Origin of the sequence: Pollutimonas rozaliensis (assembly GCF_048751585.1) — a bacterium.
Classification (GTDB): domain Bacteria; phylum Pseudomonadota; class Gammaproteobacteria; order Burkholderiales; family Burkholderiaceae_B.
Window position 1 is genome coordinate 1 of the sequence record NZ_JAZHOB010000006.1, and the last position, 22,109, is coordinate 22,109.

Here is a 22,109-nt window from a genome sequence, read left to right on the forward strand (position 1 = left end):
TGATCTCGTCTTGCATCTTCATACTCATGGTGATTTCCTAAATTATCACCTGAGCAGGATTTCAGTGGGTCATTACATCTGCGGCAGACACTGCCGGACTGACATCGCCAAACTGGCGCGTTCGATGTCCAAGAAAGGGTTGCTCGCCAGACAATGCGGCGTGCGAGGGATTCTTCGGACGCCTGAAAACGGAGATGATCTATCCAAGAAACTGGCGGGACGTCACTCTGGAAGACTTCATGGAGCGGATCGACGGCTATATTCGCTGGTACAACGAGCGCCGGATTAAGCTCTCCCTTGGTGGGCATAGCCCCATCAAATATCGTCAGGCGTTGGGATTGATGGCTATATAAATAAACTGTCCAAGAAAACGTCCGCACCCCTGACTAGGACATAATGATTTGTCAGCAACACATCTTTCCTTGATGTGTACGACTTTCGTTGTAATGCCGCCGCGCTATCTAGCTAGGTATAGTTATGACAGAGATCCAGAATCTTCAAGGTCGGCACATGGGGGGCGTTACCCCCCATGTGCATCACTGTCATTGAAGCTTTTTGTCGGCAAATACATTTTTGAGTATTTTGTCCCACTTCACGCTTTCCGCTTGAAACATGGTTTGAAACTCTTGTGGAGTAGTAAATACAGGCTCTACGCCTATTTCCGCCAGCTTCACTCGCATCTCGTCTTGCTCCAATGCTTCGGCGACAGCTTTGTTCAACTTAAGCACAATGTCGGAGGGGACATCGGCGGGCCCCCATAAAGCGAACCAAGTTGAGTAATCCAATTCCGGTAAGCCAGCTTCCTCAGTGGTGGGTATGTCAGGAAGCGAAGCAATGCGTTTTTTTTGCATGACCGCTAATGCTTTTAGCCTGCCTGCCTTCACCATGCCGACCACCTGAGACGCCGTTCCCATTACGAACTGGACCTCGCCACTCACCGCTGCAACGATGGCGGGACTGCCTCCCCGATAAGGTACATGGGTGGTCTGGATATCCGCTACGGTGTTTAGCAATTCGCCAGCCAAATGATCGGCGCCCCCGATTCCCGATGAGCCAAAGTTAAGTTCGTTTGGATGAGCTTTGGCATAAGCAATAAATTCTCGAAGACTATTGACGGGAAGATTGGGGTTGATTGCTACCAGATTCGCTGCCGATGTAAGTAGAGTAATAGGCGTGAAATCCTTCACCGGATCGTAGGGAAGCTTGAACTGATAAGTCGAGGAAATCATACCAATGTGATACACGAGCAAGGTGTATCCATCGGGTTTTGCACGGGCTACGCTGGCGGCTCCTATTGTGCCTCCGGCTCCAGGCAAATTTTGCACGATGAACGACTGATTGAACTTGTTGCCGAGCTTTTCAGCCACCATCCGCGCAATGATATCCGTGCCTCCTCCTGGGGCGAACGGTACGACTATGGTGACAGGTCTATCGGGATAGCTAGCAGTTGCTCTGCTTGGCGCGGCATACACAATAAGAAGCACTGCCATCAGGCTGGCCGGGACTATGGGCGTCAAATATATTCGCCTGATGTGTTCAAAGAATGGGAAGCGTTGAAATAGCATGCATGTCTCCTAGTTGTATAGGCAAGGCAGGCCATAAAGGCTCAGAGCTTGCCTGTGTTCTGATTTTTTGTATTAAACCATAATATTGACAATCAAGCATAAATTGTCTGCAATTAAATTATGTTTGTGTATAGTATATCTATGTGTGTAAGTTGAAAATTATAAATGTGTTGTTTATATTTTTATATTGTCCCGTTATTTATATATATAGTAGACAATATGTCAAAGTAGAAGGGGAATTGTCGAAAATCGAGCTTTTACATGTGCAATTTCTTGAGGGGGCCGGTATTCTCGTGTCCAGGCTCGCTCAGCATGCTTGCATGGACTAGCGTTATGTATAGAGATTTTTGTATGGGTTTTTTAATTGCCCGTGATAGTGCGATGGCTTACGGCGCATTGTTCTACGCGACTCAAGTAGCGCGTCTTTACATCAGAGATTAGACGTTGAGCATTTTTAGATATGGGTATAGTCGGGCGCGCCGAGCACTTCGTGTAGCCACTGCTACCGGGTTTGATATGTTTGGTCCGGCCGAGCAAGGCATAGCAAATCGCACTCAGATAGCAGCTTGATGCGTATCAAGTGCTCATGGATTTGCGAATTATGGAGCTGGTAGGAAAGATTTGAAGAACACACCTTGAGGCACAGTTGGCTGGCTTAATAATGTTCAGTCTTAAATTTTTTATAAGGTGTGTTCATAATGATTCGGCGCTTGGCGAGCGACGGTGTCGAGCATGCGTTGCTTACCAATAAGGACATGTTCTTCAAATGCGTCAGCAGCTTCCTTCGCTTGACCATTGCGCAGTGCTTCCATTATCCGCAGGTGCTCCTCATGCGAGTTCCGCATTTGAGCAATAGTGTAAACACCTTGTCGTATGTAAAGAGTTAGTTCCGCTTCTATTCCGTCGTTCGCTTCAATCAGCCGTGGGTTTTTCGTGGCTGCCATGAGGTGCTTATGGAAAGCCTGATTCAAGTCATAATAGGCGGCACTATCACGACGTTGCATGGCACTATCCATATCTTCCATCAGCTTGATCAACAGTGCTTCTTCTTCTACCTCTAGGCGAGAGGCGATAAGCCTTCCCGAAACATGTGCCAGTCCTGCACGAACATCGTACAAATCCAGAGCTTCTTCGAGTGAGATCTTGCGCACTTCGGCGCCTCGGTTCGGTACGATATGAACCAAGCCGGTTCGCTCAAGAGACCGCAGAGCTTCGCGAGCGGAGTTTCGTCCAACACCTAATTGAGTAGCCAGCGCTTGTTCGTTGACCCGGTCCCCTGGTTTTAGTTGCCCGGTTGCGATCATCTCACGTACTCGATTGCGGATATCGTCAAGCCGAACACTAATCGTTTCCGAGTTGCGTGGATTTACTTTGTTCATGGTTCTCATAGGGGGTAAGGCATGCATACTACGGGTGGCCACAGGGCCCTGAAGCTTCTTAAGTATAGTAAAGAAGTGGGTCGATTGACATGTGATCTATGGAATTTTTTGTCTTTATGTTGACAATTTTACTATAATTGTTCGCAATTTTCCAGTGCAGCCTAAATTCACGCTAATGTTGGCTGGCGAGTAGTCGATGGCTAAAAGTATGTTACTGGAGCTGGAGTATCAAAAGGAGATGAAATGAAGGAGCGAATCGGCCTTGTTGGAGTAGGACTTTTGGGCGAAGCGCTGGCGCGTCGGATGGTGCAGCGGGGATGGAGTGTGACAGCCTGGGATCGCGATGCGCCCCGCTTGCAACTGGCCAGTTCGATCGGGACGGCTACTGCCGATAGTCCACAGGATGTCATCAATTGCTCCGACGTGGTTCTGCTTTGTGTCTTGGATACTGAAGCGGTGCGCCAGTGCGTCTTTGGAGAGCATCGCCTGGCTGGGACCCAGCAGAATAGAGGTAAGCTGCTGATCGACATGTCTACCATTGATCCGCAGGCCACCCGTGATTTCGCGGTGCGCGCGGCTGCAGAAGCTGGTTTGCGTTGGGTGGATGCGCCCGTTTCCGGAGGACCGGGAGCCGCCCTGGACGGCGCATTGACCATCATGGCGGGTGGCTCGCCCGAAGATTTTCGACAGGCAGAACCCGTGTTGCGCGACCTGGGCGCACAGGTCACCTTGATGGGGCCTTGTGGCAGCGGCCAAACCGCCAAGATCATCAATCAGGCTATCGTTGGCGTTGGCTATACCTTGATGACAGAGGCTGTTTTGCTGGCAGAGGCTGCGGGTATTGACGTAGCGCGGCTGCCTCAATGTCTGTCGAATGGCCTAGCCGACAGTGTCCTGCTGCAGCGACTGTACCCGCGCATCGCACAGCGCGATTTTGATGCGCCCACGGGTTACGCCCGCCAGCTACTTAAGGATCTGAAAGCCGTTACGGCGTTCGCGCGAGATCATGGTCGGGATTTGCCTTTGATTGATTGTGCTCAAACGCTTTACAGCCTGTACGTGGAAGACGGCCATGGCTTCGCTGAGTCGGCATCGCTGATCCGTCTGTATGAAGCGGCCCTCGACGCAGTGGAAGAACAATGAATACAAGGCCGTGGGGTTGAGCCTTTGGGTCGACGTGTACCAGTATTTCCGATGGCTCAGCGTCAATCCCTATCTTTGATTGAGAGTGCCGGTCTTTCACTATGATGATAGTCGGCGGCGACGATGGCAAGTGCTGATCCATGGTATCTACACAGGTTCGCGTAGTAACAGGCAGCATCTGGCGGGTCAAAGTGAATTGGACTCAACGCTCGACTATCCAAATCCTCCTTGGGCTAGCCTGTATCGGGTCAGGCGCACATCCACTGTGATGGTGAGCTGCGTCAATGCCCGCGCTTTGGCCAGGCCCTCTGCGCTCGCCCGGTACAGGTGCGGCGTCATGGTGAGCAGGTCGGAGACCTGCTCCGCGTTCGACAACGGCACGGAATACTTCAGCGTGTCGGACTCCACGCGCTCGAAACCGGGCGGCCCGGCCTCACTATCCTTGCGTTCGGCCTTGATCGCAGGGTAGATGATTTCCCGCAGTTCTTGCAGATGGCGGGTGCCCGCATCCACCTGCAACAGCTGGCCGCCGGGCTTAAGGACTCTGACGAATTCAGCATAGACCGGGAAACCGAACATGCAAAGTATCCAGTCCAGACTCGCGGACTGTATGGGAAGATTGGCATTGCTGCCCACCAGCCACATCATCTGCTTGTCTCGCCGGGCGGCAGCCTGGACAGCCCATTTGGAAATGTCCAGGCCTGCCAGGGCAAGTCTTGTGTCGGGGCCGGCGCTTGCCGCCAGGCTGCGCAGATAGTGGCCCTCGCCACATCCGGCGTCCAGGCAGCTTAGGGTCGCGCCGGCCGGCACATCTTTCAGAACCATTTGGCCTGCGGCCCGGGCAATGGGATCGTAGGCGCCGGTGCTCAGAAACCGCCGGCGCGATGCCACCATCTCCTTGCTGTCGCCCGGATCGCGCGAACGCTTTTTTTGCACCGGAAGCAGGTGGACATAGCCTTGGCTGGAAATATCGAAGCAGTGGCTCGATACGCATTGCCAGGTATTTTCGCGGCGATGCAATGCCGCGCCATCGAGCGGGCAGGCCAAGGCTTCAAACGGAATCATCATGTAGGAGGCTGGCGTGAAGGAAGGGAGAAGCGGAAGTCAAACAGTGTACTGAAGATTGCCTGCGTCGCCGCCGCCAAATCGGGGTATTCCATGATATTTGGTCTGGATAGGCCTGTGGTAAAACCAAAGGCATGACAAGAGCCGCCATCATCATTCGAGCCCAAGACGAGGGCAAGCAGGGGTACGAGAAGGTTTTCCTGTTTCTGCGGGAGAAGCTGCTGGAAGGCGTGCTTCGCCCCGGAGACTTGTTGCTGCCGGAACGAGAATTGGCCGAGCATCTGGAGGTCAGCAGGCCCGTGGTGCGCGAGGCGCTGCGCGCGCTGGCGATGATAGGCGTTGTCGAAATACGCGAAAGGGTGGGTACTTTCGTGAAGAAGCCCGATGCCTCGGTCCTGGGCGATATTTTCGCCTTCACGCTGGCGCAGGATGGCGGGGTCATCGAAGACATCATGCAAGCGCGCGTCGCCATCGAATGCCAGGCCATACGCCTGGCCTGTCAGCGGATCACTCCGCAGGATCTTGAAGACATCAGCCGCGCGCTTCTCGCCATCAAGGAAACGATAGATTCGCCGCAGGACGGCGGCATGGCGGATTTCCAGTTCCACTCGGCCATCGTGCGCGCCAGCAAGTCCGACACGCTGATCAGCATGTACAAGGCAATGCAGCCCTTGTTCATCCGCCTGCATACGGAAAGGCGCGGAGTCGTCGAGCGGGACCCCGACCTTAAATTGCAAATCATAGAAGACCACCGGAAGATCTTCCGCGCCCTTGCAGAGAAAGACGAGCAGAGCGCAGATGAACAGCTCCGTATTCATTTTCAAATTGGAGACGAAAGGCGATATCAGGCGACTTTTAAAACGGCGTTGAAATAGGCGTGCCGCAAGCGGCGCCTGGAAGGAGACGAGTGCGAACATGATAAGAAAGGTGGGTTTCATTGGCTTGGGCACGATGGGCCGGCGTATGGCGGCCAATCTCATCAAGGCGGGTTACGAGCTTGTGGTGCACGATGTTGTGCCGAATGCCGTCCAGGATGCGGTCGCACTGGGCGCCAGCGCGGCCGCCACGGTAAGCGAGTTGGGAAGCCGGTCGGATGCCGTCGTCCTCATGCTGCCGAACACGCCGGATGTGCAATCGGTCATCTACGGCGGCGAGGGCTTGTCGAGCCACCCGCCAGCGCAAAATCTGATTATCGACATGAGCACGATTTCGCCCGTGGCGGCGCGCCAGATCGGCGCCGACCTGGCCGCGGAAGGAATCGCCTTCCTGGATGCGCCGGTATCGGGCGGCCCGGTGGGCGCCCAGGAAGGCAGCCTTACCATCATGGCCGGAGGCCAGGCGCATGCTTTCGAAGTGGCACGGCCTGTACTGGCAGCGATGGGGACAACGATTACCCATGTTGGATCGGCAGGCGCCGGCCAGACCTTGAAGCTATGCAATCAACTGATCTGCGGGATCAACATCCAGGCCATCTGCGAAGCCCTGGCCTTGGGGCGGGCGGCAGGCGTCGACCTGCAAATATTGCGCCAGGTATTGATGGGCGGATCGGCGGCATCGTGGATGCTGGACAAGCTTGGGCCAGCCATGATAAATGGCGAGGCCAAGGCGGGCTTTCGCATTGATTTGATGCTGAAGGATTTGAAGCTCGTGCAAGAGCTGGCCTTTGATTTGTCCGTGCCGCTACCCGCCAGTGCTTTGGTCACCACGCAGTATCTCGAGGCGCGGGCTCATGGCGAAGGGGCCAACGGCAACCAGGCCTTGTTTTCCGTGTATGACCGCAGTGCGAATCAAACCAGGACGCGGGAGAAATCCGCATGACGAACCTGGATTTTTCCGTGGTGTTTGACCGATGGGATATGGTCCTTCAGGGCATATACCTGACGATCAGACTGACGTTGGTCGCGACGGCTTGCGGATTTGTGCTGGGCACCTTCTGCGCCATCGGCAAACGCGGAAGGACACCCTGGCTCAGGAAAATATGCAGCGCTTACATCGAGGCGATCCGGAATACGCCATTGCTGGTGCAGATATTCCTGGTGTATTTCGGCTTGTCCAGCCTGGGCCTGTCATTGCCGGCAGTCACGGTGTCCATGATCGCGCTGACCATCAATGTAGGCGCTTACTCGGCGGAAATCATGAGGGCCGGTTTCGACTCGATCGAGAAAGGGCAGTTGGAAGCGGCGGAAACGCTGGGGCTATCCCGGCGGCAGATCTATTGGCATGTGGTGCTGAAGCAGGCGCTGGAGCGGGTTTATCCGGCATTGACCAGTCAATTTGTTCTTCTGATGCTGGCTTCGTCGATTTGCTCGCAGATATCGGCGGAAGAACTGACTGCCGTCGCCAACTTCATTCAGTCCGATACCTATCGGCCATTTGAAACGTATATCGTTGTCGGCGCCCTCTATGTCGTGTTGTCCATTTTTTTAAGAATTCTGTTCTGGGCTTTCGGCTTGGCCATCTTTCGGCGCCGCAGAAATCTTGCGGCCTTTATCTAGGCGAGGTGAACGATGGGTCAAAGCTTCGCTGCCGGATATTTGCTGTTTTTGTTGAAAGGCGCCTTATGGACTGTGGGGCTGTCCACCATCGCGCTGCTGTGCGGCGGCGTCCTGGCGCTGATTGTCGCGCTGTGCAGGATATCGACGCAAAAATGGCTCAGGCTGGCCATGGCGTTTTATATACAAATCATTCAGGGTACGCCTGTTCTGGTGCTCATGTTCCTGATGTATTTCGGGCTCCCCGCCATCGGCTGGTCGGTGTCGCCGCTATTGGCCGCGTCGGTGTCCCTGTCGGTGTATGTCTCCGCCTACCTGGGTGAAAGTTGGCGCGGCGCCATTCAGTCCGTTCCGCAAGCCCAGTGGGAGGCCGCGGAATGCCTGGCCCTGTCGCGCACACAAAGGATGATGAAGGTCGTCCTGCCGCAGGCGATCAGAATCGCCACGCCGCCCACCGTGGGATTCATGGTCCAGATAATAAAGAACACATCCTTGGCCTCGGTCGTCGGATTCATCGAACTGGTAAGGGCCGGGCAAATCGTCAATAACACGACCTTCCAGCCCTTTCTCATCTATATGCTGATCGCAGTTCTTTACTTTTCAATGTGTTACCCGCTTTCGATATTCAGTCGAAAACTGGAGGCCAGGGCCGGAGAGAAATCCTATGCATAGCGTCAACGAAGAACCGAGCCGCGAGATCGTGGTCAGCCTTGAAGGCGTATATAAAAAGTTTGGCCACACCGAGGTTTTGCGCGGTGTCGACATGGCGGTCGCAAAGGGCCAGGTCGTGGCCATTATTGGCCAGAGCGGATCGGGCAAGAGCACGGCGCTGCGCTGCATAGATCTACTGGAGACCATAGATGCGGGTTCCATTACCGTATGCGGCCATGAGGTCCACAAGCCCGGCGTCGACCTGAGGGCGCTGAGGCAGGATATCGGCATTGTGTTTCAAAGCTATAACCTGTTTCCGCACCTGACGATAGAAGAGAACGTCATGCTGGCGCCGAGGGCGGTCAAGAAGCTCGCAAAGGCGGATGCCCGCGAACTGGCGCACCGGGTATTGAACCAGGTGGGGCTAGTGGAAAAGGCCGGGCAATACCCCGATCAATTGTCCGGCGGGCAGCAGCAACGGGTCGCCATCGCCCGGTCGCTGGCGATGGAACCCAAAGTCATGCTGTTTGACGAAGTAACGTCCGCGCTCGATCCCAAATTGACCGGCGAGGTGCTGCGCGTCATTGAGGACCTGGCAAAGAAAGGCATGACCATGATCATGGTCACTCATGAAATGAATTTTGCCCGAAGAATCGCGGACACCATCATATTCATGAATGAAGGCAAGGTTTGGGAAAAAGGGGAGGCAGGCATCTTGAACAATCCCCATACCCCGGAGCTGAGGGAGTTCATGCAGAACGAACTTTAAGACGTTAAATCAACAGGAGACATACCAATGAAAAAACGTATCATTGCAGCTTCAATGCTGTGCGCGCTGGGTGTGCTGGCCGGCGGGATGGGCGCCGCCCATGCCGACGTATTGGACAACATCCAGAAGAACAAGGTCATCCGGATTTCGACGGATCTCGGGATTCCGCCGGCGGGCATGATGAGCGCCTCGCTTGAGCCCATCGGGGCCGATGTCGAAGTCGGGAAACTGCTGGCCAAGGACTGGGGCGTCAAGTACGAACTTATCCAGACGACGGGTGCGACCCGCATTCCCAACTTGCAAACGGACAAGGCGGACATTGTCGTATCGACCTTGTCCGTGACGGCCGAGCGCGCCAAGGTCATCGATTTCTCCAAGCGCTATGCCGTGCTCCAGTCGGTGGTGGCTGGATTGACGGCATACCCGTCAAGAGCCTGGAGACACTGAAAGGCCACACGGTGGCGGTAACGCGCGGCACGACCCAGGATACCGAGCTGACGCCGCAGGCATCCAAGTACGGTTATACGGTTGCCCGTTACGACGACGATGCCACCCTGGTAACCGCCGCCGTAAGCGGACAGGCCAAGATGGTCGCCACCTCGCAATCGCTCGTCGCGCAGATCGACAAGAAAATAGGAAAAAATAATTTCAAGCCGCTGTTTGTGTTGCGCAATTTCGATCTGGCGATCGGTGTAAAGAAGGGTGAAGCCAGGCTGTTGGCGAAAGTCAATGAATGGGTCGAGGCAAATATCAAGAACGGCAAGCTCAACGAAATTTACAAGAAATATTACGGTACCGATCTGCCGGAAGATATGCGCGGAAAGTAGGTCGGTTTATTGGCATTTTTTTAGGAAGTGAATCATGCGTATTGTTATCGGTTCCGATCATGCGGGCTGGCCCCTGAAGAAAACAGTGGCCGATTTTGTCAAAAGCCTGGGCCATGAAGTGCGGGACGTGGGCAGCTTCGACGATGCTCCCGTGGACTTTCCGGATATCGCCAGGAAACTGACGGATTGCATCAAGTCCGGTTTGTCGGATCGAGGCATTATGGTTTGTGGCACCGGTGTCGGAGCTTCGATTGCCGCCAACAAGATAAAAGGCATCAGGGCGGCGGTGTGCCATGACATTCATTCCGCGCATCAATGCGTCGAGCATGACGATGTGAATGTAATGTGCATAGGCGCGATGATCATCGGACCCTGGCTTGCGAATGATCTGGTTGCGGCCTACCTGAGCGCCGAATTTTCCACCGACGAGGATTGCCGGCGCCGTGTGGAGCAACTGCACGAAATGGATCGGGCATAAACGGCCGGGGAGCTCATGACACGTCCTAAGCTTTTCGTGGCCGGCATTTATGCCGCCGATCTGGTTTTCACCGGGAACCGCATGCCGGCTCCCGGTGAAACCGTTACCGCAACGAATTTCATGCGGGGGCATGGCGGCAAGGGGTCGAACCAGGCGATTGCCGCGGCCCGGGCGGGCGCCGATGTGTCCTTTTTTACGTTTATCGGGGACGATGCCTTCGGCCGGGAGGCTGTCGAACTTTGGCTTCGCGAAGGTTTGCGGAGCAAGGCAAGCGTTATCAAGGGCCAGGCAACCGGCGCCGCCAGCATTTTTCTGGATTCGAAAACCGGCGGCAACGCCATCACGGTTTTCCCCGGCGCCTCGCGATTGATGCAGGCGTCCGATGTGGACCGGATCGAGTCCGACATTGCCGCTTCCGATGTATTTGTGGTGCAGTTGGAGCAGTCGGTGGACGTCGCTCGCCGAGGCCTGGAACTGGCTCGCAAGCACGGGGTGATCGCCATCTTGAACCCGGCGCCCGCCCTGGATCTGCCCGACGATATTTTTTCTCTGTGCGACTATATCGTTCCCAACGAAAGCGAAGCCAGCCTGCTGACCGGGTTGCCTGTTGAAACATGTTCGCAGGCGGAAACCGCGGCGCGGGTTCTTTTGCGCAAAGGCGCGCGCAATGTCATTGTCACGCTGGGTGAAAAAGGCGCACTGTACTGCGGCCCTGCGGATACCTTTCTGATCGAGCCCTTCAGCGCGGGTGCGTGTATTGACACCATAGGCGCGGGAGACGGCTTTATAGCCGGCATCGCAGTCGGGTTGGGCAAGGGTTTGCCAATTCGGGACGCGATGAGATTCGCGGCAACGCTGGCGGGTATTTCCGTGACACGCCATGGCGCGGCTTCGTCCATGCCGACATTGACGGAAATCGAACTTGCCTTGGCGGGGCAAATGTAATTTTCCGGACCAGCGCCAGGCATGTTCATGGAAAAGCAAAGCGCCAACCCCGAAGGATTGGCGCAAGCGTTTGATTCTGGTGGTGCCGATGAAAGGAGTCGAACCCTCGACCTTCTCATTACGAATGAGCTGCTCTACCAACTGAGCTACATCGGCGTTCGGCATGAAATAGCCCTGTTGTGCAGGGCCGATCTTTGCCAAGCCCATTATTATACATATTTTGATTGCCGCTGTTGGGCTGGGACGGATGTTTCCCCTTTTGTTTCCAGAGGAGTATTCCTCAATTTATTTTGGCTTCCAGCCAGCCGCCCGCCTATAATTATTTCCGTATCGCGCTTTCCACCGTATCACGTGCCGTCATTGACATCCCAAGAGGCCTCCTGATGCTGAACGCAACCACAGCCACGATAGCGCCGCTGGCCGGCCTGGCCAGTTCGATGGTGCAGGAACACGATTATTTTCCTGAAATACAGGGCACGATACCCCCGGAACTCAAGGGAACCCTGTATCGCAACGGGCCCGGTCGCTTTGAATTGGGCGAGACACGCAAGCGCCATCTGCTGGATGGCGACGGCATGATACAGGCTTTCGATTTTTCCGAGGGCCGCGTCAGGTACCGCAATCGTTTCGTCCGCACCCGCAAATACCACGCTGAACAAGATGCCGGCCGCTTTGTCATGCCCACCTGGACGACGCGAGCTCCGGGCGGCATGATACGCAATGTGGGCAACAAGATACGGTCGCAAGCGGGTGTGACCGTGGTGCTTAAAAATGGCTGTCTGTATGCTTTCGATGAAGTCGGCTTGCCCTATGGGCTGGATCCCGATACCTTGGAAACGTGGGGCGAGCGGCAGGTGGGACCGGCCGATATGCATATCGATTACAAGGCGCATACCAAGACGGACGGCCGCAACGGGCAATGGCTGCTATTGGGTGTGGAGCACGGACCCAGGACCTGGCTGGACCTGGTTGTGCGTGACGCTGGCGGCGCGCAGCTTAGCCATCAGCGTGTCGCATCGCCTCGGCCTTCGTATATTCATGACTGGTTTTTTACCGAGCGCTATGTGGTCATCCTGCTGCATCCGGTGGAGCTGTCTTTGCCGCGCTTTCTGGCCGGCTTGGCCAGCTTTACCGATAGCCTGCAGTGGCGGCCCCAGAAAGGCAACATGGTGGCGGTTCTGGATCGGGCCGGCGCCAATCCGCCCGTCTTCCTGGAGACCGATGCCTGCTTCATGTGGCATAGCCTGAATGCATTCGACATGGGGGACTCCATCGTGGCCGATTTCGTGGGCTACGATGCTCCCGATCATTTCCTGGGAGAGAAGGCCGCCTTTCGCATGATCATGGAGGGCAAGCCTGGGTTGCAGCAGAACAAAGGCCTGCTGCGCCGCTACATTATCAATGTTCCCCGCAAGAGCCTGGCTCAGGACAGGCTAAGCGAAGAGAACCACGAGTTCCCCATGGTGGATGCCGGCATTGCAGGGCACCGTCATCGCGTTGGCTACTTCACCACGGCGGCCGATGCCACGGTGTTTCATAATGGGCTGGCGCGGGTGGATATGGATAGCGGGCAGCGCGAGGCGATTTTCGTGGACGATGCCGCCCACCTGGGCGAACCGGTATTTGTGCGCGACTCTTTATCGGCTACGGAGCAAGGCTGGCTGCTTACCGTGGGGCTGGATGCGGTCACCGGTAATTCCTTCCTGGGCATCTTCCAGTCCGACCGGCTGTCCAGCGGCCCTGTTGCCCGCGTATTGTTGACGCATTCCACGCCCTTGAGCTTTCACGGCTGTTGGCATGATCGTCGCGGCTGACGGTTTTTTAAGAGGCACAGCATGAAAACAAATGCCGCCAATCGCTGGACACGCATCTTGCGGATGCCCCGGCTGATACTGGGCCTGGCGGCCTTTCTGCTGTTGGCCTTGTGTGCACAAGCTGTTGTGGCCGGCGATCTTGCCGTCCTGGTGACGGGTGTGAAGAATACCGATGGCAAGGTGGCCATCGCGGTGTATTCCAGCGCCGAGGGGTTTCCAAAGGACGCTTCCAAAGCGCTGCGTAAGGTCATGGCATCCATCGACGGAGCCACGCATTCGGCCAAGGCCGTCTTCGCAGGATTGAAGCCGGGGGAATATGCGATTGCCGTCTTCCATGACGACAATGGCAGCGGCAAGCTGGAAACGAATTTTTTCGGCATCCCGACAAAAGGCTATGGATTTTCCAATAACGTACGTCCGAAGATGCGTGCGCCCAGCTTTGACGAAGCCCGTTTTACGTTTCCGGCCGAAGGATCCGCCGTCGGCATAGGCCTGAACTACTAGGAGTCGGCATGAGCATCATTACTTGGTTTTTATTGATAGCGGCTTTTCTGCCGTTTTTTGCCGCGGCGGCTTCCAAGGCGGGCGGCGAGGCCTACGACAACAATAATCCCCGCGCCTGGATTGCGCGCCAGGAAGGCTGGCGGGCCAGGGCCAATGCGGCGCAGATAAATTTATTCGAAGGCTTGCCCTTCTTTTATGCCGCCGCATTGTTTGCGCTGTACCGTCAGGCCGATCCGCAATGGCTGGCGGGCTTGATGGCCGCGTGGATCGTATTGCGGCTGGTCTATCTGGGCGTCTACATCGCCGGGTACGGCGGGCTACGCACCCTGGCTTGGGCCTTGGCGCTGGCTGTGAACATTGGCATGCTGTTTGCCGGAAACTAGCGCGCCTGGCCGGACGGGTCTCATTCTTCCTGGTTCATGCGTATGGCCGAGGGAAACAAGTCCCAGCAGGCGATGAACAGCGCGGCAAACAGCGGACCGATCACAAAACCGTTCAGGCCGAAGACCGCCAGTCCGCCCAGCGTCGAGATCAATATGACATAGTCGGGGATCTTGGTATCCTTTCCGACCAGCAAAGGACGCAGGATGTTGTCCACCAGGCCGATGACCAGCACACCGAATAGTGTCAGGACGATGCCTTGCCAGATGGCGCCGGTAACCAGAAAGTAAACCGCGACGGGAACCCAGATCAGCGCCGCGCCGACCGCCGGAAGCAAGGACAGGAAGGCCATCAATACGCCCCAAAGCAATGCGCCCTGGATACCCAGGAACCAGAACATGAGTCCGCCCAGCGCGCCTTGCGTCGCAGCCACTACGATATTGCCCTTGACGGTAGCCCGGACCACTGTGGTGAATTTCCGGAACAAATGTTGCTGATGCTCATCGCTGAGCGGAATCAACTGCTTGCTTTGGCGGGCCAGCTGGGCGCCGTCGCGCAGCAGAAAAAACAATAGGTAAAGCATGATGCCCAGGCCGATCAGGAACTCGAATGTATTCTGACCCACGTTGACGGCCTGCGTCGCCAGAAATTTGCTGCCCTGCAAGGCACCCGCCGAAAGCTTTTCGCGCAGGCTGAAGATGTCGCCCACGCCGAATCGGGTCAGCATGTCGTGCACCGACGAGGGCAGGACGCTCATGATCTGTTCGAAATAGGCGCCAAGATTCAGTTCACCCGTGTTCAGGCGCTTATAGATGGCCGCCCCTTCCTGCAGCAGTGAACCGGTAATCAGTATCAGCGGGATGATCACCATCAGGACGATGATCATCAGGGTGGTAAACGCCGCCAAATTGGGCCTGCTGCGCAGCTTGGCCAGCAGGCGCCGGTGCAGCGGAGCGAAGACGATGGCCAATATGGTGCCCCAGAAAATGGCGCCGTAGTAAGGAAGCAATACCCATATGAAGGCCACGGTAACAATGGCCAGAAGCAGTAGAAATGTGCGGAAATAAAGGTTGGAGTTGTTCATCCAGTATCCATGAGTGCGGGCGGGCTGCGCAAAAGATATCGCGTAGCGGGCGCAGCCCTTCAGACGGCGTCACCCAGGCAATTCTATGCGAAACCCATCCTATTCGCCCAACAGTTCCGCAATGGGCTGCATCCCTTCTATATGCTGTGAAACAACTTTTACGAGAACAATGATGGGAACGCATAACAGCATTCCCCATACTCCCCAAAGCCAGGCGCCGAACAGCAGCGCCACGAACACCGCCATGGCGTTCATTTTGGCGATTCGGCCGGTCATCCAGGTAGCGACCAGCATCCCGACAAAGGTGGCTATCGCCAATGTGGCGCCTGCCGCAAGCAGCATGGTCGAGAACGATTCGAACTGCAGGAAGGCGGCGCAGCCGATGGCCACGGAGGCCAGCAGGGAGCCAAAGTAGGGGATAACGTGCAGCAGCGCGGCGGCGACGGCCCAGGCCCCCGGATTGTCCAGCCCTATCCAGTGCAGCCCCGCCCATGTCGCCAGGCCCAGCAGTGTGTTGGTCAACAGCAGCATCAGCATGTACTTCTGGATCGAGGTGTTTATATCGTCCAGGATTTGCACGGTGATCTTCTTGTTCGATAGCGAGGGGCCGGTCAAACGCACCAGCTTGCGCTTGAAGGTATCGCCCGACAGCAAGGCAAAGAACACCAGGAAAAGCACCATGGTCATCTGGCCGACGAAGGCCGCCGCGCTGACAGAGCCTGCCCACAGCCAGTCATTCAGATTGAAGTCGGTCGGCTTCAGAACCACGGCAGGGGGCGTCGTTACCGTGTGCTGCAGATTTGTATCCGCCCCTTCGGTGCTGGGCGCGGCGGCCTCCTTCAAGGTGTTGGCGGCGCTGCGCAGCTTTTCCAGGGTGCTGGACTCGCCACTGTTCACACGCTTGAATGCGCGCGTCAGCTTGTATGTGGCGATGGGCAATTCGTCCATGATGGATTGCGCTTCGTTGTATACCGATGTCGCCACCAGCGCGCTGGATCCGAACAGCGCCATCATGACGACGCTGGCCGCGACGACGCGTGGCAGCCGGATGCGTTCCAAGCCGCAGACCAAGGGGTTCAACGTAAAGGAAATCAATATGCCGAGAATCAGCGGAATGAAGAATTCCTGCGCCCACTGCAAGGCAAAGACGAAGGCAATGGTTGCCAGCGTGGTCAATGCCAGTCCGCCTGCCGCCACTTTGGGCTTGGAGGACGCCGCGGCGTCCAAAGCCGGCTGCGTTGCGGCGGTGCCGCGATCATCTGGCGATGGGCTGTGGCTCGTTGTCAGGGGCTGCGATGCAGACTCTTTGGGTTTCACCGTATCCATCGCGATCTCCGGCTATACGTATTGCTTGTTGTGCGGCCGCTGTTTCGTCCCTGCGTGGCGAAAGAGGGCATGCACACAATACGCCGCCTTGGGATTTTGCTCAATCGGACTTGTAACGCAACGTAGCGCGCAGTTGAGCGAGCCGGCAGTGACCACAATCGGGAAAACCGGCTTCGAAGAAAAGCCCGCATGCGACGGCATGTTCAGGGTTAGTCCTAGATGTTGGCATTTCTTATCCTACCTTAAAATATAGAACGATCGTTCTTTCAGAAAGAACGACAACAACTGTTTCACCAACGATCCCGTGCTGACGCGCGAATCGAAAAGTGGCAAAAGAAGACAACCAGGGGGAAATGGCATGAATTCGGTTTTCGGTTCTTTGAAAAAGGTAATGGCGGTAAGCGCCCTGACGGTAGTTTCGGGCTTGGCCTGCGCCCAGTCTTATCCGGCCAAGCCGGTTCGCTTTGTGGTGCCCTATGTGCCGGGCGGGGCGTCCGATGTGGCTGCCCGCCTGGTCACGAAGGATATTCAGATTTCGGCGGGGCTGAATGCCATCATCGACAACAAGCCGGGGGCCGGTGCGCAGATCGGAACGCGATTCGTCGCCGACGCGGCGCCGGACGGTTATACCTTGGGTTTCTTCGACAATTCCTTCGTCATCAACCCGGCGCTTGTGGGCGATAAGCTGCCCTATGACGCCGCCAGGGACTTCAAGCCTGTGGTGGAGCTGGTGAAGATGCCTTTCATTCTCGAGGTGAACAAGGACGTCAAGGCCGATACGCTGCAGGAATTTATCAAGCTGCTGAAGGATAACCCCGGCAAGTTCAATTTTGGCTCGGCGGGCAATGGCAGTCCCGTTCACTTTGCCATGGAGCAGTTCAGGCATGCAAGCAAGGTCGATATCACGCATATTCCCTATAAGGGAGGTGGCCCGTCGCTGGTGGGGCTGATCGGAGGGGAAACCCAAGCCACGATGGCGACCGTGGCTTCCAGCCTTCAGTACATACAGAACGGCCAGTTGAAGCCGCTCGCCGTCACGAGCTCCAAGCGCCTGCCCGAACTGCCTGACGTTCCGACATTTGCCGAGCTGGGTTACCCGCAAGTGGACTTCTCCTATTCCCTGGGCCTGTTCGCGCCCAAGGCTGCGCCTGATTCGGTGGTGCAGTGGCTTTCCGATGCGTTCAACAAGGAACTGAATCGGGAAGAGGCCAAAACACGGCTCGCCAAGGCGGGTTTCCTTGTCGTTGGCGGCGTCCCGCAGGATTATCAGGCGTTCATCGCGTCCGAAATTCCCCGCTGGAAGAAGTTCGTCGAAGAAGTGGGCGTGAAAGTGGAATGAGCAAAGGAAGAAACATGGGAACAACCAGCCCTGGCATGACCCCGTATCAAGAACGCTCCAGGTTCTTCAGCGTCGATAATGCCTTTAATGTGAAACTGGCGGACATCCCGCCGCATATCTTCGAAGCAGAGCGCGATGCCGCCATGGCTGCCGACGGCGCGTCTGAAGAGATCCATTGCAATCTTGGCGGCCTGGTGGGAAGCGCCGGGCCCGCCACGTCGCCGCTCATGCTCGCCTCCTATATTCGGCTTTCGGCAGCGCAGCCGCTTACGGTGCGCTACCGGGCGAGCACGGAGATCTACTGCGTCTTGAAGGGAAGCGGAAGCACACGCTTGCGGAATGAATGCATTCAATGGTCGGAGGGCGATGTCTTCGTGCTGCCGGGTGGCGCGCAGGAAGTCCATGAAGCCGCGGCGCCGGGCGGCGCCGTGCTGTGGCTGTGCACCAATGAACCGTTGCTGGCGTTCGAGAATCTATGGCCTGCGCCGGTCGACGAATCGTCCTTGCGGCCGACTCACTACACCCGCAAGATGATGGAAGAGGCCCTGGACGAGGCCATGCGGCATACTCGGCGCAATGGCAAGCAGGCGCGTTCCGTGATGTTGGGCATGGACGCCGGCGGGCGCAGTACCGTATCGCCCGCTTTTACTTTAGCTTTCAACTCGATTGCGCCGAACGATTTCCAGATGCCGCACCGCCATAATTCGGCGGCGATTTCCCTGGTGCTGAAATGTTCGGACAGCTATTCCATGGTCGAGGATCAGAAGGTGGTCTGGTCCAGGTTTGCGACATTTCTGACGCCGGCCGGCAGCATGCATTCCCATCACAATCCGACTTCCGACGAGGCATTGCTGTTGATTGTTCAAGATGGCGGGCTGCATTATCACTGCCGCACCATGGGCTTCTCTCTCACATAGCGCGGGCTAAGCCCCTTAACGAGAGGGCGTGCGCATGGCGCTATTCGACAGCGTGGGCCGCGATGGATAACGCGGCCCACGCTGGAAGAAGCCGAGGTCCAGTGCGCAGCCTTACTGTTTGGCGTCGATCCCTGTGTCCTTCACAATCTTCCCCCACTTCTCGAACTCTTCCTTGATGAATGCGCCATAAGCGTCCGGGGAAGGACTGGTGGACACTTCGACCGCGGCCGATGCCAGCGTTTGCTTGAGCTTTGGGTCCTTGACCGCTTCAAGCACCGCTTCGTGCAGTTTCCGGGTGATGTCCTTCGGCAGGTTCTTGGGGCCGATCAGGCCAATCCAGTTCACACCGACGAATACAGGCATGCCCTGTTCGCCGCTTGTCGGCAGGTCGGGAAGGAACTCCGAGCGTTTGTCGTTGGCCATGGCGATGCCTTTCAATCCGCCGCTCTGGATATGCTTGTACACGGCGGGAAGATCCACGACGATGGCGTCGACGTGCCCCGCAAGCGTATCGGTGACGGCGGGAGCCGCGCCTTTGTACGGAATATGGATGACCTGGCCGCCCGCCTGGCTGCGGAACAATTCGATCGTCAGGTGCGGCAGGCCGCCGGTGCCGGAGGACGCGATGCTCAGTTTGTCTTTCCGTGCCAGTTCAATCAGGCCCTTCAGATCGGTGGCCGGGACACGGGGATTCACCGCCATGGTTTCGGGTGTGATGCCGATCAGGCTGATCGGTTGAAAGTCCTTCAGCGTGTCGTAGTTGACGTTGTCATGCGTATGGGGCGTGATGACCAGCGGACTGGCGCTGCTTACCATCAGGGTATAGCCATCCGGTTTCGAGCGGGCAATATCGTTGGTGGCGATCATGCCGGCCGCTCCGACCTTGTTCTCCACAACGACGGAGACGCCCAGTATCCTGGATAGCGGTTCCGCGATCGCACGGGCGGTGATGTCGTTTGAGCCGCCGGGTGAGAAACCGACGATCAGCGTAATGGGCTGGCTGGGAAAGTCCGCCGCCTGCGCCGGGGCCGGCGACAGAAGCATTCCGTGCCCCAGGCTCAGGCAGGCCAGCGCTTGCAGAATGCGCCGGCGGGTAATTCGTTTGTTTTTGGATTTCATATTTATCTCCTTTGGGGGCGTCGGTGACGTGTAGGTGTGCAGCGCAGTGCCAGGCAGGTACTGTCAGGAAAGAGCCATAATATGTAAAAGCGCGGCCGCATCGTTTTCGTGGGGCAGGTTCGCCCATGTTGCGAATACCGCTTTTTGCTTGTCGACGCCGATGACGGGGTTGGCGAGCGCGCGGAACTTTTCGGCCAACTGATCGGTGGTCATGGGATTGCGGGTGCTGCCGATCGCGTCGATGACCTTGGCCTCGAATCGACTGCCATCCTTCATGATCATGCGGACATTTGCCTGCGTGTCGCGCAGTTCGGGCCGTACATTGACCTCGATGCGTTCCTGAAGGGCGCAGACCCGGCTGTCCTGAATGGCAGCCAGCGTACCTTGGGCCAGGCCGGCGGAACCGAACACGGTTGCCGCAGCTACCCAGTGGAACAGGCTTACTTGCGCTTCGAGTTCCGTTTCCGGCAAGCGGCGCCAACAAAGCTTCATTGCATCGGCGTGGGTGTCCAGTTCGATGCGTTCGATGTCTTCGGTCGTGATGGAGTGTTTCAACAGCAGCTGCAGGCATCCATCGATGGCGGGATGGATCACGATCCCGCAGGGATACGGTTTATAGGCATTGTTCAGCAGCTCGAAGCGCGACCCGAGCGACTCGGTGATTGCCGTCGCATCCGTTGCGCCGGAAAGAACGTCGAGCAGGCCATTCCGGCCATCCAGTGCAATGGATGAACATCGGAATCCGCCCTGTGCCAGGAAGGCGGCATCGATGCCGCTGCGGGCGGCGAGCCCCGGCACATAAGCGATGGCCATGCTGCCGTGCGTAGCGCGCAGCCCGCAAGCCTGGGTAGCCGCCAGGCCGATGGCCGAGACCATGGCTTCATGGTCGAGTTCCAGCAGATGTCCTGTTGCGATCGCCGTCCCGACACCGCCGGACAGTCCGGTGATGTACCACCCCATGTGCGCCGTACCGCCGGCCTTGATGGCATTGCTCAGGCGGCACTGCAGTTCAATGCCGGCGGCAATCGCCGCCAGCAGGCGAGTGCCCGGAACGGGCCGTCCGATCTGGGAAAGCCGGTGTGAGGCCGCCAGGCACGCCGAAGCCACGGGCGCTGTCGGATGGGTGATCGTGGCCAGATGGGTATCGTCGAAGGTATGGGCCGATGCGCTCAGGGCGCCCAGCAGGGCCGCGCTGGACATGCCGCAGCGCTCCTCACGGCCGGCTACCGGTGTATCTTTTGCCGTGTCCAAGATAGCGACGCCTTTTACGGCGGCGTCCATGGATGGCGTGGCTGCACCGCCAATCGTGCAGGCAAGGTAGTTGAGCAATGCGCGCTGGGCTTCCGTTTGGATATGCGCGGGCAATTCCTGCCAGGCATAGGTGTCCATGTAGTCGGCGATGCGCGTCGATGCCGTCGGCGAGGGGGACTGAAGTAGTGACATGCGGATTTGTCTCGCGGCGGCGTGAACCGCTTATTAATGGTTGTTCTGCTTAATAGAACGTTTATTCTATTTAATAGGTATTCTAGGTAGACAAGTTTTTGATGTCAATGTATTTGCATTACGGCGTGGATGTGTAAGATGGATGCGGCAGTCAGCGATCCGGCCAGGATGGAGTGGATGGTGGGCTCTCCGCCTACCGCCGATCGAATCGTTCGCTTCGACGATGGATCTTATTTTCGCTTCCCCGCCCTGCGGCGTTTGGCAATGCCACCATCCGCCAAGTGCTCGACATGACGACGGCGGTCCGAGCGCATATGGAGCCGCCTTGGCGCCGAGCAGGATGCTTATATGACGGTGGATTCGATAGGTACCCCATTCGCCGGCGGTGGCTTGAATACCGGCTTGCGCGATCTAGCGCATTTTCGGTTCAAGTGTTTACAAAGCTTTATGGCCGGTAAGCGTGTGGCTCTGCTCCAGCTTATACAACCGGCGCAGTCGGTGGGCAGGGGCCGGACTTGGATCGCTGCGCCCCTTCGGGGTTCCCTTGCAGCCGCTTTGCGCCGGGGTCGGGCGCGAACTCGCCAGCCATCAGCCGCCTGTGGGCTGATGGCTGGCTCAAACATGCGCGCCCTCTTACGCCCCCGGCGCAAAGCAACTGCGGCGGCTTGCTCAAACCTCGCCCAGCCCCGGCCCACCGGCTGCGCCTTGGCAACATAGTTGACGATGAACCCCCTTAGCGATGGACGCGGTTGGCGATGAGTCATCCGCTGGGCTCGGAAGGTCCCGGCCCGCGCGGCAGGCGCGCGAAGCCGGGACGGCGCAAGACACGAGGAGCAAGGCCGGCTCCCGCCACCCGCCACCCGGCACG

At 57.2% G+C, this 22,109-nt stretch carries 22 protein-coding genes, 1 tRNA gene and 1 pseudogene; 16 read left to right on the forward strand and 8 right to left on the reverse strand.

Annotated features, from left to right (window positions below):
* Positions 1–94 precede the first annotated feature (94 nt).
* Positions 95–353: pseudogene (locus V0R37_RS11865) on the forward strand (IS3 family transposase); the annotation flags it as partial.
* A gap of 189 nt (positions 354–542) precedes the next feature.
* On the opposite strand, the gene V0R37_RS11870 reads toward V0R37_RS11865, so the two are convergent.
* Both V0R37_RS11870 and V0R37_RS11875 read right to left on the reverse strand, forming a co-directional pair.
* Positions 543–1,565 (reverse strand): Bug family tripartite tricarboxylate transporter substrate binding protein, encoded by a 1,023-nt coding sequence (locus V0R37_RS11870; protein ID WP_420374722.1) that lies wholly within the window; start codon positions 1,563–1,565, stop codon positions 543–545.
* A gap of 680 nt (positions 1,566–2,245) precedes the next feature.
* On the reverse strand, positions 2,246–2,944 hold the full coding sequence (locus V0R37_RS11875) for a GntR family transcriptional regulator (RefSeq protein ID WP_420374723.1): 699 nt from the start codon (positions 2,942–2,944) through the stop codon (positions 2,246–2,248).
* A gap of 243 nt (positions 2,945–3,187) precedes the next feature.
* On the opposite strand from V0R37_RS11875, the gene V0R37_RS11880 reads away from it, so the two are divergent.
* Positions 3,188–4,087: an NAD(P)-dependent oxidoreductase gene (locus tag V0R37_RS11880; RefSeq protein ID WP_420374724.1), complete on the forward strand. Its 900-nt coding sequence runs from the start codon at positions 3,188–3,190 to the stop codon at positions 4,085–4,087.
* 213 nt (positions 4,088–4,300) lie between these two features.
* On the opposite strand, the gene V0R37_RS11885 is transcribed toward V0R37_RS11880, so the two are convergent.
* A complete protein-coding gene (locus tag V0R37_RS11885) occupies positions 4,301–5,155 on the reverse strand; it encodes a putative RNA methyltransferase (RefSeq protein WP_420374725.1) in 855 nt (284 codons plus the stop codon).
* 131 nt (positions 5,156–5,286) lie between these two features.
* Here V0R37_RS11885 and V0R37_RS11890 point away from each other — a divergent pair, with 131 nt between their 5' ends.
* Genes V0R37_RS11890 through V0R37_RS11930 form a run of 9 tightly spaced genes read left to right on the forward strand, consistent with a single transcriptional unit; the run spans position 5,287 to position 11,314 of the window.
* Positions 5,287–6,027, forward strand: a complete 741-nt coding sequence (locus V0R37_RS11890; protein WP_420374726.1) for a FadR/GntR family transcriptional regulator — start codon at positions 5,287–5,289, stop codon at positions 6,025–6,027.
* A gap of 40 nt (positions 6,028–6,067) precedes the next feature.
* The gene (locus V0R37_RS11895) at positions 6,068–6,970 is read left to right on the forward strand and encodes an NAD(P)-dependent oxidoreductase (protein ID WP_420374727.1); all 903 of its coding nucleotides are present in this window, start codon (positions 6,068–6,070) and stop codon (positions 6,968–6,970) included.
* The gene (locus V0R37_RS11900) at positions 6,967–7,647 is read left to right on the forward strand and encodes an amino acid ABC transporter permease (protein WP_420374728.1); all 681 of its coding nucleotides are present in this window, start codon (positions 6,967–6,969) and stop codon (positions 7,645–7,647) included. The genes V0R37_RS11895 and V0R37_RS11900 overlap by 4 nt, the downstream gene beginning before the upstream one ends.
* A gap of 12 nt (positions 7,648–7,659) precedes the next feature.
* Positions 7,660–8,316: an amino acid ABC transporter permease gene (locus V0R37_RS11905; protein ID WP_420374729.1), complete on the forward strand. Its 657-nt coding sequence runs from the start codon at positions 7,660–7,662 to the stop codon at positions 8,314–8,316.
* A complete protein-coding gene (locus tag V0R37_RS11910) occupies positions 8,309–9,064 on the forward strand; it encodes an amino acid ABC transporter ATP-binding protein (protein ID WP_420374730.1) in 756 nt (251 codons plus the stop codon). Before V0R37_RS11905 ends, V0R37_RS11910 begins: the two co-directional genes overlap by 8 nt.
* A 27-nt stretch (positions 9,065–9,091) precedes the next feature.
* Entirely contained in the window at positions 9,092–9,511 is a 420-nt protein-coding gene (locus V0R37_RS11915) for a transporter substrate-binding domain-containing protein (protein ID WP_420374731.1), read from the forward strand.
* An 11-nt stretch (positions 9,512–9,522) separates the two neighbouring features.
* Positions 9,523–9,891, forward strand: a complete 369-nt coding sequence (locus V0R37_RS11920) for a transporter substrate-binding domain-containing protein (RefSeq protein ID WP_420374732.1) — start codon at positions 9,523–9,525, stop codon at positions 9,889–9,891.
* 34 nt (positions 9,892–9,925) lie between these two features.
* Entirely contained in the window at positions 9,926–10,369 is a 444-nt protein-coding gene (gene rpiB, locus V0R37_RS11925; RefSeq protein ID WP_420374733.1) for a ribose 5-phosphate isomerase B, read from the forward strand.
* Between the two features lie 15 nt (positions 10,370–10,384).
* Positions 10,385–11,314 (forward strand): ribokinase, encoded by a 930-nt coding sequence (locus V0R37_RS11930; RefSeq protein ID WP_420374734.1) that lies wholly within the window; start codon positions 10,385–10,387, stop codon positions 11,312–11,314.
* Between the two features lie 80 nt (positions 11,315–11,394).
* On the opposite strand, the gene V0R37_RS11935 is transcribed toward V0R37_RS11930, so the two are convergent.
* Positions 11,395–11,470: transfer RNA gene (locus V0R37_RS11935), tRNA-Thr, on the reverse strand.
* A 227-nt stretch (positions 11,471–11,697) separates the two neighbouring features.
* On the opposite strand from V0R37_RS11935, the gene V0R37_RS11940 reads away from it, so the two are divergent.
* The 3 genes from V0R37_RS11940 to V0R37_RS11950 are packed head-to-tail and all read left to right on the forward strand — an operon-like array spanning position 11,698 to position 14,015.
* Positions 11,698–13,128 carry a carotenoid oxygenase family protein gene (locus V0R37_RS11940; RefSeq protein ID WP_420374735.1) on the forward strand — a complete coding sequence of 477 codons (1,431 nt, stop codon included), beginning with the start codon at positions 11,698–11,700 and terminating at the stop codon, positions 13,126–13,128.
* 21 nt (positions 13,129–13,149) lie between these two features.
* A complete protein-coding gene (locus V0R37_RS11945) occupies positions 13,150–13,632 on the forward strand; it encodes a DUF2141 domain-containing protein (RefSeq protein WP_420374736.1) in 483 nt (160 codons plus the stop codon).
* Between the two features lie 8 nt (positions 13,633–13,640).
* Positions 13,641–14,015, forward strand: coding sequence for an MAPEG family protein (locus V0R37_RS11950; protein ID WP_420374737.1), 375 nt, complete (start codon positions 13,641–13,643; stop codon positions 14,013–14,015).
* A gap of 20 nt (positions 14,016–14,035) precedes the next feature.
* On the opposite strand, the gene V0R37_RS11955 is transcribed toward V0R37_RS11950, so the two are convergent.
* Together V0R37_RS11955 and V0R37_RS11960 are read right to left on the reverse strand one after the other, a co-directional pair.
* Positions 14,036–15,097, reverse strand: coding sequence for an AI-2E family transporter (locus V0R37_RS11955; protein WP_420374738.1), 1,062 nt, complete (start codon positions 15,095–15,097; stop codon positions 14,036–14,038).
* 99 nt (positions 15,098–15,196) lie between these two features.
* Entirely contained in the window at positions 15,197–16,423 is a 1,227-nt protein-coding gene (locus tag V0R37_RS11960; protein WP_420374739.1) for an AI-2E family transporter, read from the reverse strand.
* 358 nt (positions 16,424–16,781) lie between these two features.
* Here V0R37_RS11960 and V0R37_RS11965 point away from each other — a divergent pair, with 358 nt between their 5' ends.
* Both V0R37_RS11965 and V0R37_RS11970 read left to right on the forward strand, forming a co-directional pair.
* Complete coding sequence (locus V0R37_RS11965) at positions 16,782–17,762, forward strand: Bug family tripartite tricarboxylate transporter substrate binding protein (protein ID WP_420374740.1); 981 nt, start codon at positions 16,782–16,784, stop codon at positions 17,760–17,762.
* Between the two features lie 14 nt (positions 17,763–17,776).
* Positions 17,777–18,679, forward strand: a complete 903-nt coding sequence (locus V0R37_RS11970) for a cupin domain-containing protein (RefSeq protein ID WP_420374741.1) — start codon at positions 17,777–17,779, stop codon at positions 18,677–18,679.
* Positions 18,680–18,790: 111 nt separating this feature from the next.
* Here the strand turns inward: V0R37_RS11970 and V0R37_RS11975 are convergent, their stop codons facing one another.
* Together V0R37_RS11975 and V0R37_RS11980 are read right to left on the reverse strand one after the other, a co-directional pair.
* The gene (locus tag V0R37_RS11975) at positions 18,791–19,798 is read right to left on the reverse strand and encodes a Bug family tripartite tricarboxylate transporter substrate binding protein (RefSeq protein WP_420374742.1); all 1,008 of its coding nucleotides are present in this window, start codon (positions 19,796–19,798) and stop codon (positions 18,791–18,793) included.
* A 63-nt stretch (positions 19,799–19,861) separates the two neighbouring features.
* Positions 19,862–21,241, reverse strand: a complete 1,380-nt coding sequence (locus tag V0R37_RS11980; protein WP_420374743.1) for an MmgE/PrpD family protein — start codon at positions 21,239–21,241, stop codon at positions 19,862–19,864.
* Positions 21,242–22,109 lie beyond the last annotated feature (868 nt).